Annotated in this window: 8 protein-coding genes; 7 read left to right on the top strand and 1 reads right to left on the bottom strand. The window is 53.0% G+C overall.

From position 1 onward, the window contains the following. Positions 1-9: 9 nt before the first annotated feature. Together VLX68_10660 and VLX68_10665 are read left to right on the top strand one after the other, a co-directional pair. Positions 10-801 (top strand): hypothetical protein, encoded by a 792-nt coding sequence (locus VLX68_10660; protein HUI92697.1) that lies wholly within the window; start codon positions 10-12, stop codon positions 799-801. 32 nt (positions 802-833) lie between these two features. Next, entirely contained in the window at positions 834-1,850 is a 1,017-nt protein-coding gene (locus VLX68_10665) for a hypothetical protein (protein ID HUI92698.1), read from the top strand. A 46-nt stretch (positions 1,851-1,896) separates the two neighbouring features. Here the strand turns inward: VLX68_10665 and VLX68_10670 are convergent, their stop codons facing one another. Next, positions 1,897-4,620, bottom strand: coding sequence for a beta-galactosidase (locus tag VLX68_10670; protein ID HUI92699.1), 2,724 nt, complete (start codon positions 4,618-4,620; stop codon positions 1,897-1,899). Positions 4,621-4,861: 241 nt separating this feature from the next. On the opposite strand from VLX68_10670, the gene VLX68_10675 reads away from it, so the two are divergent. From VLX68_10675 to VLX68_10695, 5 genes are all read left to right on the top strand, one after another. Then, on the top strand, positions 4,862-6,223 hold the full coding sequence (locus VLX68_10675) for a glycoside hydrolase family 88 protein (GenBank protein ID HUI92700.1): 1,362 nt from the start codon (positions 4,862-4,864) through the stop codon (positions 6,221-6,223). A gap of 428 nt (positions 6,224-6,651) precedes the next feature. Further along, entirely contained in the window at positions 6,652-7,140 is a 489-nt protein-coding gene (locus VLX68_10680; protein ID HUI92701.1) for a hypothetical protein, read from the top strand. A 38-nt stretch (positions 7,141-7,178) separates the two neighbouring features. Continuing rightward, on the top strand, positions 7,179-9,530 hold the full coding sequence (locus VLX68_10685; protein ID HUI92702.1) for a hypothetical protein: 2,352 nt from the start codon (positions 7,179-7,181) through the stop codon (positions 9,528-9,530). A 32-nt stretch (positions 9,531-9,562) separates the two neighbouring features. Further along, positions 9,563-10,429, top strand: coding sequence for a substrate-binding domain-containing protein (locus tag VLX68_10690; GenBank protein HUI92703.1), 867 nt, complete (start codon positions 9,563-9,565; stop codon positions 10,427-10,429). Continuing rightward, positions 10,426-11,352, top strand: a complete 927-nt coding sequence (locus tag VLX68_10695; protein HUI92704.1) for a hypothetical protein — start codon at positions 10,426-10,428, stop codon at positions 11,350-11,352. Before VLX68_10690 ends, VLX68_10695 begins: the two co-directional genes overlap by 4 nt. Position 11,353 lies beyond the last annotated feature (1 nt).

An 11,353-nucleotide genomic window follows, 5' to 3' on the forward strand; every position in this document is an offset into this window, starting at 1 on the left:
AACGAACGCATGCGCGCATCTTTATTTATTCTGTTGATGATCCTCACTTCACGTGCCGTTACCATTGAAGAAATAAACGGGAGATACCTGAATTATTCGGCCCTCAACATAAAAGGAATCTCTTTTGACTTCACCTGCCTTCAGATTCAACAGAAAATTACCGATATTTACGACCTTCTTGTCAAAAAGGGTTACACTTGCCAAGCTGACCAGTTGAAACGGCTCAAGATATCCGCATCCTGGAATATCGGCGCCGATCCCGCGGCAACAGCTTCAGCGGTTTCACCAATAGGAATTCCCGCTTCGGATTCCGGGATTCAGCAAATCGTTGACGGATACAAGAAACAGGCGCTGGGGTTTTTGAATCAGTGGCGAAGCACGGTGGGCGAACCGGCGATAACCAAGTTTCTCAAGCAGCCGGCCGTTTCGGAATTTCAGGACAGCATTGTGGTGGATTATGATAAAACCGGCGGACACCAACGGGATGTCTTTTCCAGAAATTTTGAAAAACTTCATTCCACCTTTTCATCAAAATCGCAATCCATGTTTTTCTCAATCGACTTTCATCGCCTCAACGGCAGCCTTGTCCCGGCCGTCATTTCCGCGAACGTGGAAAACGCTTATTCGTCAACCTTAGTTATTGACTACGACACCATTTCGGGGAAGATGACGGTGCCGGAGCACGCCACATTCCAATTTTCTTCAACCCTGATGAACTCGAAACTTTCGTTCACGATTTCCAATTTCAGGTTCTATTTCAAGGCCAACCGGCACGGCGGCAAGTGGCCGGACGGTCAATGATCCGTTTCCCGTTTGTCATAAAGGAGAAACTCATGAGCAACGTGCGCGATTTTTCGGGGCTTTTTGTACGCATCGCGACCGTTATGTCTTTGTCCAGTTCAATTTCTTACGCCGCGGTTCCCGCCGGCTACGGCGGCAGGCCTTATCCCATGATCAGCGGACCCAGCGGTTCATGCTACAACTGTCACATTCCGCATGAAGTTCCCGGCCGTATCGATTTTCATCACTATGATGTTGGCGGGCCGAACGTGTCATTTTCCCAGAAAGACACCGCGTACGGTCTTGCCTCGGCCGGCGGCACCGCTGGCGGCAGAGACAACGACGGCGACCACACGTGGCCCGCGTTCTTTCTCACCTGGCATCCGGACCACGACACCCTGTACGCCGCGGGCGTCAATTATCCCAGCGGCGCGCGATATCCGGTTGCCGACACCGCGGTGTCGGACTGGTACATCGGGTCCTGCCATTCGGGCGATTGGACAAAGTTTACCATTCACGTCCCCAAGGCGGGCACATACTGGATCAGCTCGATTTTTGCCGCCGCGGCCGCGACGATTCAGTTCCACATCAGTTTCATGACCGACACGCGCACCGCAAACACACCATCAATCACTTTTCAGGGAACCGGAAGCAGCCACGCTTGGAGGCAGTTCAACGATTTTGCCTCGGTGGCGCTCGATTCCGGCCTTCAGGTGATGCAATTCTATAACGAGTCGGACGGCATAAGCCAGGATTTCATTTATATCGCGGCGGATTCCGGGCATTTTACTTTGGCGACAAATCGGATGTTTCAAATGACAGCCGCCGATAATACTTTCCACATCGTAATAAGCGATACGCGGGCGGGGTTTTCGCTGCCCGATGCGGGAAGAACTGAGGTTTTAATCATTGATTGCGGCGGAAGGAAACTATCGGACCTGGCCGACCGCAGCATGAGCGCCGGACGGCATATCTTCCCCATCCCCGACCTTTTGCCCGGGGTATATTTCCTATATGTCAAGCACAATGGGAATGACGCGGTTGTGAAATTCCAGAATATTGTCAAATAGTATACGTTGACACGGTGGCGAACAGGCCTCGCCTCTTGTACGGGCGCTATTTTACCGACACGATTTTCACCACCAGCACTCCGGCGACGCGGTTTGTCTTGCCCCGAACGCGTATCACGTTCCTTCCGGTAAACGTGTTCAGCTTTTTTCCGCCAAGGTCGTACACGCAGACCGTGACCCTCCCGCCCTTAAGCTCGGCCGGCACGACAAACCTATCGCCCGTCACGCTGTAGATGCGCCCGACGCAGGCGCCTTTCACGGGCCGGGCGGGCGGCTGTTTCACGACGGTGGCCGGCAACTTTACAAACGAATAATACTCCACCGGCGTCAGGGCGTATCCCTGCGGAGCGGAGCCGTCGTGCGTCAGCACAATGATGCTGTTCATGCCGCCCAGCCAGCACTGCGGGACGAACAGCGGCGGCTGGCTGGTGATCTGCCGGCCGAGGCAGTGTCCGTTCACCCATACCACTCCCTGGCTGTTTGTGGTTACCGCGGCGCTGAGCGTCCATGTTTCCAGGGCGTTGGACGGCGGCGTGTAATTGAAATCCATGCGCCAGAGCTTGGGCTTGCTGTCGTTGGGCGCCGCTGACGCCGGAGCCCATTGGCCCGCCAGCAGCGCGGACCAGGCCGCCGGTGAAATGGTGCCCATCATGGGACTTTCGGCAACTCCGTCGAATCCCCCTTTGAACCGCCAGCCGGTCACCGCGGCACCGTTTATGGTCACGTTGCCGAATATGCCCGACCGCCACATGTTTTGCGGGCCCGTCGCGTACGAGCCGAACGCCTTGTCCCTGGTGTAATCAACGGCGAGCAGGGCGATGGTGTTGGCGCCCTTCACAAGCTGCATCTGGGTGCTGTTGAGCCCCACGTAGGAACCGTTTACAAACAGGATATACTCGTCCTGGACATTCGCGACACTAAGCGCGGCCGCTCCGTCCTGCTGCGCCGTGTAGGTCGCGCGGTACCAGCCGTAGCCGTTTGGCCAACCGTAATAGGTCATATCTTGCGGAGTTGCGCTGGTCTGCCACGATGAATCGTCGTACGCCGCGCCGGCCTCCGCGGCGGCCGTGGTCCAGGTCCAGCCCGATGAGAAGTTCTTCGCCGCAGGAGCGGCAGCGGCTCCGCCGGTGATCATGGTCCTTCCCGCGGACGTGTACACGATTGCGCGTCCGCCGGCCGAAGGAAAATGAATGTTCCGGTTTTCATCAACGTAATGCTGGCCGCATACGATGAAGTCGCTGTCGGCCCAGGTCCGATCAGCCATGGACTCGTTCATGATGAGCAGGTGCAGCGTCTGGCCGTTGCCGGCATCGCACGCCGCCTCGAACACCGAATCTGCAGATGGATAGGTGAACAGCAGGCGCGCCTTGCGCACGAGAGCGTCCCATGTCCACGGCGATGCGGGCGGGGGCGCGGGCGCGGTGCTGAAAGAAAGCGAGAGCTCGCCGCTGCCCGCAGGCGGGCCGTAAAGAATAAGATAACGGTCGTTTCCCAGACCCTGCATGTCAAGCACGTTCGCCGCGCTGTAATCGATGGCGACGTTGGGCGTTACCGGAACGTCGGAAAGAAAATACGCGAACTTCCCCGGCGCAAGCGTTTCGGTATAGGTTGCCGGGACGGTGATATTCTTATCTGTCCATTTTACGTTGAACGACACGGGCGATGCGGCCGTGTCCATGACAAAGGCGATCTTTCCCGTGACGGTGGTGTGCACCCATGACCTGAGGCCCGACGGAAGCGGGCCCACCAGAAGGCCGCCGTTCGAGGAAGACGAGAGGACCGCGCCAAACGTTTTTGCGAGCATGGCTGCCTGCTTGATGGACCAATATTCGGTCCGAAACTGCCCCAGCTCGCCGATCGGTGCGCCGTAATCATAGCTCGTGATGCGCTGGTCGGAGCTGGCCGTGTACCCGAAATTCGTGCCGCCGTGAATCATGTACAGCGACATTCCGGCCGTGCCCGCCACAAGAATCTTCCATACAGCGCGGTCGACCCTTGCCGAATCGGAAAATTCGCCGTATTGGCCGATCCAGCCCGTCCACAGCTCCGAGGCGAACCATGGCGGCGGGCCCGGGGGAAAGGTGCCGGGATCGAATTCGTTGCCGTTGTTCGTGAGCGACCAGATGTACGGCACCTCGAGGCCGAGTGAATACGCCTCGTCAATGAGATGTTGCTTGTACGCCGCGTCCGGCGACGGCGCGTAGTATTCGTTTTCGATCGCCACCGCGATGACGCAGCCGCCCCTGCTTATCTGGTGCTTTACGATGATCGGGAATTCTTTTGCGTAAAAGGTGTCGGCGCACTGGAGAAACTGCGCATTCGAGCAGCGGTAGAGTATGCCCGGCACGTCCACGGTCCACGGCGCGTTTCCGCCGAAGTCGATCTCCGCGCACACGTACGGGCCGGCGCGGACGATGGCGTACATTCCCAGTTCCTCGATGAGCGAAAGCCAGGCGTCGATGTCAAGATTGTCCTCGAAATGGTACTGGCCCCGCACCGGCTCCATCAGATTCCAGTAGGTGTAGAACGTGATCGCGTTGAACCCGGACCGTTTTATCCTCGTCAAGCGGTCGCGCCACAGCTCCCGCGGAACGCGCCAATAGTCGATGTCACCGGAAAAAACGTAGACCGGGTTTCCCTTGACGACAAACCCGCGGTCGGTGTAGGTAATGGATGATGTCGCAACGGCCTTTTCGCGGTTGAGCTGGCCAAGTACGCATGCAGGGATGCACAACATTACAATAAAAACGCCGGCGATAGTGAACCTCATACCTGCTTTCATGGTCACCTTTTCAAAAATGGCAAGGACCTGCGGGGAATTCTTTGCGACAGTCGCTCAATTTTCATCCTATTATGAATGAGTATCTTTTAATGAAAATATATTTCGATGCCACCGAAGACCTAAGCCTGATCGTTTTTCACTATGTCATCCACATATTAAATCAACAGCCAATCCTTTCAATGGCGAAAATGGCATCATTTGAATATATTTTCTTTATAAAGGGGGGATCATGCAATCAATCATCATCTCAATTCCGCTATTCTTATTTATTATAGTCCAGATCGTCTTTCCCCAGCCTGAATTTTCACCCGACAGCATTATAAAGGTGTGCATGCGCGTCGCAGACTCCAGGCTCACGAGCCGCATGGACCGCGGCTGGCAGGGCGGGACCTACATGGACGGCGTCATGGCAATGTACCAGATGACAAAAAACGCAAAGTATCTCGACACCGCCATCGCCTGGGGCAATTATTACCAATGGATGCCCAACACCGACGGCAACGACGTCGGCAACCACGGCGACACCATTAAAAACAATTTCGACAGCTGGTGCTGCTTTCACGCATATTTCGAGGTGTTCGAACAGGACACCTCGCCCGCCAATTTCTACAGGGTAAAGGCCGCCACGGTGGCCTCGAAATACATGGCGTATGTGGATCCGCCCCCGTTCGGCGGGAACAAAAACGACCCGGTGTGGCCGATCTTCGACCACCTTTACATGTCTGCGCCCGCCCTAGCTTATACGGGCCATGTCCTGCACGACACCGCGATGCTCGATACGATTTACAGCTTCTACAAGAACAACGCCGACAGGCACCATTACTGTGCAAGGGACAGCCTATGGGGAAGCAATGTGTTCAACGTATGCTCGACGACGCCCGACATCCATTACTGGGCCCAGGGAAACGGCTGGGTGTCGGGAAGCCTTGGCCTCATCCACAAGAACCTTCCCAAGGGCCGCGCCGGCACCCAGTGGTTCGAATCCATGATCAAGGCGCATATCACCAGGCTCGTCGAGTTCCAGAACGACACCGACGGCCTGTGGCGCAGCGACATCAACCATCAGTCCGTATATCCCAGCAAGGAAACAAGCGGCTCGGTCTTTTTCCTCTACGAAATATTGTACGCGATCAACAACGGCATTGTTGACAGAAACGCATTCGAGGGCGCCGCGAAAAAGGCGTGGACCGGGCTCTTGGGATGCATCGGGAGCGACAACCATATCGGCTATGCGCAAGGGGCATGGTCGTCGCCCGGGCCCGTGACGGCCGGCGACAACAACGAATGGACCGACGGCGGGTTCTGCATGGCGGGGAACGAATTGTACAAGCTCATGGCATCGACAAGTATATCCGTTAAACCTGTCGCAACAGGCGTTTCCGGGTCGTCAACGCGGGTCCGGTCGCTGAATTCGTTCGGGACCGGACGGATCGCTGTTCCGGTCGGCGCGCGCAGCTTGGAGATTTACAACATCAGAGGACGGCTTGTGTACGAGCAAATGCTTGACGCATCAGGAAAGCAACGGTTCCTTACCCTGCCGCAGACGGTTTCCGCGGCCGGGGCATTACTCGTGAAGTTTCAGAATCCCTGAGCACTTTATCCCTCTTTTGAAGACCGCTCAATTCTTTTGATCCTGTTGTCCGCGGACGCTTATGCAGACGATTTCCCTTTTCATGGCGCCGCTTCCGTGTTTGCGGCTGTATTTGGTCTGATTCGTTTTCTTTAACAAACTTAAGCAATTTCTCTGCTTGCCTCTATTAATCTCCTGAGGTATTTTAAGAAATGTTTTTCCAATTTCAGGGGCGGCCTAAAAGCCGGGAGGGGACTGTTGAATTCATGAATTAAAGCGAATAAATCGTCCCATCCAAAACACTCCTTCCAATTCTTTAAAAGATTCAATTCTTATCGCCTAATGGAGGCGCTATGCGGCAGATAACGATAATTGCAGCGGCAATAAGCATCTTGCTAATCGTTCAGCAGTGCAGCAACAATGCATCCCTAAATGTCTTCAATGGAAGGATGGAAACACAGGTCTTCCCAATCGATACGCAATATAATTTTTCCCCGTTTACATATCATTTGTATGCCGATACGGTTACCTGGGTGTATCAATACCCCCCGGGAGGAGGCACCCGTGCGAGCATCATTATAAAAGGGAATGATTCAATATTCACGGGACGAACGTTTTACGGAACTATCGTCACCAGCCCGGGAACGTTAATTGATACCAGCCAAATCCGGCTAAATTACCTTGATCTTGCGGTCGAAACGTACGCCGGCATCGTTCACCTGCCGCTTACCTTCAACAATGTCGGCGGATTCATCGACACCGTGCTCGTCGACACCTCTCGTACGTCCGGGGTCATACTCCCTGCGAGCAGCCGGCTCTTTGTTACGCTGGTCAACCTCACGCCCGATACCATTCCGAATATGCTTGATACCACCCTTCAGTACCCGCTTGACACCATACTTTTGACCGATCCCCATGCGGCAGGAGGGCAACAATGAATACCGCTTATTTGCACCCGTCAAGGAGATTGCGCACCATGAAGACCCTCAACAAGGCATGCCTGTTCTCAGCAGCGCTCCTTTTTCTTGCGGCCGACGCGTTTGCTTTGGCCTATTTTCCATCCTCCGACACGCTTAGTTTATCGATACAGAGGCCTGCCAATTATGAAAATTACGCCCAGCGGGGGACCTATGTGAACCCCTCGTGGGTGGGTGAGGTTCCCGAATGGAACTATTATGACATTTTCGGGAATCATATCGTCGAAGGATTCTACCTTTTCGACATGTCAATGAACGGCAATTCGAACCGCGAGCAATCCGACATCGCGCTCTCTCCCATTCTGAAAAAGTGGCTGAACGGCATGGTGCAGGTCGGCGACATGGCCGATAACCGCGGGATCATGGTTTTGGCCGGCGACAGGGTGGCGACCCATTTTACGCCATTTACGTTCAATCAGAGCTTATTTTGCGGCGCGCGCATCGACGTGTTTTTTGACCTTCTCTACGGAATGAACTCGCTGACATTCATCAACTCGCGAATCTCAAATACGGGAATTTACGGCATGTATATGGAGAACTACGACATAGAACCCAGTTCCGACTGGCTCCATGGAGTTCACCTGAACAAGAACATCAAGGACATTTTTAATATCGGGGGCACGCTGATAGACATGCGCAATCAGGTCAACGGTAAGCCCGGCTCTTTGGCCGGTTCCTACGATTCTCTTTTTCCAAATTCCGCGAGCGCGCTGCAAATTTACGGGCTCAACGGCAGCTGCAACCTTCCCACCCTCAAGGCGTACGGCGAATGGGCCCAAAGTCAGGAAGTGGTTGACGGCTCTTTCAGGCCCAAGCCGGGCAATGCGGGCGCCGTTAACTTTCTCTGGAACGTTCTCGAGCCGTTGAAATTGGGCGGCGAAGGGTATATCGTGGAGTCGAGGTATAAAACAACATATTACGACCCGGCATGTTCCACCGGAGATCTTGCAAGCCAAAAATACCTGTATCAACTTGTTGAAGACAACGACGACAAGGATCAATTTCCGGAAAACGGCCAGGAGGGCAAAATAAATTTCCTTCCGTACGGAGGGGGCGATTGGGACGGAGTGATGCCGGTCAAGTATGACAAGAACAAAAACGGCATTTACGATTGGGAAGAAGATTTTTTGAACTACGATTGCGATCCCCCCAAGTCGGACGTGTATTACGACCGGAACAACAATGGAGTTCCGGATGAAATAGAAGACGACGCATACCCGGATTATCCCTATGTACCAAGCTACTATCGTTCCGGCGAGCGATATTTAAAGCAGAATGACAGGACCGGCAAATGGATTGACACTGTCGTGAAGGATTCCGCCGACATCCCTTTCAACATGGAACGGCAGGTGAGCAAGGGGCTGTCGGGCTTTCATCTGTACGGCCAATATGACTTGCTTCCGAAACTCAGCCTGACCCTTGGCGGGATGGCCGAACAGAGTGAAGAGCGATCATTTCAAATGAAATATCAGAATGGGACACCGATCGGCTATGACTATCTGCCTGAAAAGTCCATGGACCTTTACACCCTGCTGTGGTACCAGCACGATTTCACGGAAGAGAAAAAGCTCACCCTCAAAAATTATCTCCGTTATGTTCAGGACAACATCCCCAACCATTGGCTCACCTCCACCGTGGGCTATAATCTCATCCTGCATACGGATGCCGTGAATTACACCACCAATGTGGACCAATTGGATTACCGCGATGCGCTGGTCGAAATGCTGGTTGCGCAGTATGACATTTACCGAAACCGCGGCTTCAATTTCACCACGAGAGGCAAATGGGAATTCACCAAGCATTTCCCCCACCTCGACTTCAATTATCCCGAAGAAAACATTTCCTCGCTGACTCTCGTTAACAAATGCGAATATATATGGGCTCTTCCCTTTTTAAAAGACATGTTTCTCACCCCTAAGTATAAAAACATCTATGAATGGGACGATTACGGACCCAGAGGGGATGTGCGCATGGACTCCCTTTACCATAATAATACCATGTCGAATAACGCTTATCTGGTGTACGATTGGAAGTTCACGCCGAAAACCTCGCTATCAACCGGCATCCAATTCGAGCTGTTCAATGACTTCTTTGATCCTTTACAGAACTACTATCACGGAAACTGGACCCTTCAGTTAATGATTAAAGACAGGTACGCCGGCCTCAATATGATAGTGACGACGGGGGTTTCGTTGTATAATTACGTCTTTTACAATTCCCAGGGGATGGTTCATCATCCTTTCAACAATCCTACGGAACCTGATCCGTACAGTAACCCGTATGGGGGGAACAGTATAACGGATAATATTCAGTCATACTATTTATTCCTCAAGATCCACTGCGGGTTCTAAGAGCGTAGTAAAAGAGATAGAAACAAATAATTATGGCGAGGAATAAACTGGTTTACGTTATTTCGGCTTTTGTGCTCCTGTGTCCGCTATGTGTTCCGGCGATGGACAGCCTATCGCGGGAACTGAAGGTGATCTTTCCCGTGACCTGCGTTTCACCCGGTTTGGCCAATGGCCTTGCCAAGTTGTTTGAAACACAATATAAAATACCCGTCAAGGTAATCTCCCTGTGCACCGGGGACGCCATCCATTTTATCAAGGAGCACGAAGGCGTCGAGGATGTTGATGTCATGCTCGGGCATGAACCCGACGAGGAAGCGCAATTCATGAAAGATGGTTTTGTGGTAAATCTGCGCCCGGTCTGTTATTCCGATTTTGTCCTTGTGGGGCCGAAAGAAGACCCGGCAAAGGTCAAAGGCATGAAGGATGTGCTGAAAGCCCTGCAGCGGATCGCCGCAACAAAATCAAACTTTTGCTCTCGGGCGGACTCATCCGGCTCCCATGGCCTGGAAATGAGGCTCTGGAAAATGGCCAAGATAAACCCTGAGGGTGACTGGTATATTAAAACAAAGGTCGGGACATCGGAGACACTGAATATCGCCATGAGGAAACGGGCGTATTTTATATCCCATTGGGCGTCGTACGCGGAGATGCAGGAGACGGTCGATCTGGTGCCCCTGCTGGAAGACACGACGAAATTGTTCACGGATTACGACGCCATGGCGATAAATCCGGAGAGATTCCCGAAAGCGAATTATATTTCAGCCATGCTTTTCATCGGTTTTTTAACCTGCCCCGACATCCAGAAATACATCGGCGAGTTCGGCATAGAAAAATACCACAGACCGGCCTTCATCCCGCTGGCCGTGAAAGCCAATCAGCAGCAGAAGGGAAAGAAATGAGCGTGAGGATCCTGCGTGCATTACTATTGTTCCTGCCTCTTATTCTCCTAAACGGAAATCTTGCTTATGGCGAATTTAAAGCGAAAAACGTTTTCATTGTCGTCGGCGATCAATTCCGGCACGATGAATCCTTCGGCGACAGGACCCATCAAAATGTCCCTCACCTCTGGAACGATATGGTTCCCAACGCCAGCCGCTGTGTCACGTTTTACGGCAACCCTTCCTACATGGCCCTGGTCCATCTGGCCATAATCACCGGCTCGTGGAAAGATATGCGGCGTTCAAACCCGGATGATGTTCCGGAGCAGCCCACCATGTTTGAATATTTCCGCAAAGGTCTTGGCAAGGACAAAAAATCATGCTATTTCATCACCAGCAAGCAGGAGCTCAATTTCCTGACCTACAGCAACAGCGACGAGTACGGCGAAAATTTCGGCGCCACCGCAGAATTCACAAAAGAGAAAAATAACGATGAAGAGCTCTGCACCAAGCTCTTTGCCTATATGAAAGCGAACCATCCCCAGCTTGTCTTTGTCATACTGGGCGGCGCGCACAGCTTTAATAAGAAACAGGTGCCGGAAGACATGGTCCGCTACCGCAGACAGCTGAAGGAGATGGATGATCACATATACCGGATCTGGACCACGGTCCAGGCGGATCCGGTCTACAAGGACAAAACGGACTTTTTCTTCCTCAACGACCATGGCGACATCCTTTTGCAGCAGGACTGTGATGACGAATGCAAGCGGTATCTGGTCATGGTGGCGCTGGGTCCCGACATCAAGAAAAACTTTTCCACGGAAAACAAATGGAGGCAGATTAATGTCTGCCCCACGGTGGGCAAGATTCTCGGCTTTTCCACCCCGAAGGTGGACAAAGACGCAACGATGATAGACGATTTCTTTCTGAATGGCGGTAACTAAT

The sequence above is a fragment of the Chitinivibrionales bacterium genome (assembly GCA_035516255.1).
GTDB lineage: Bacteria > Fibrobacterota > Chitinivibrionia > Chitinivibrionales > FEN-1185 > FEN-1185.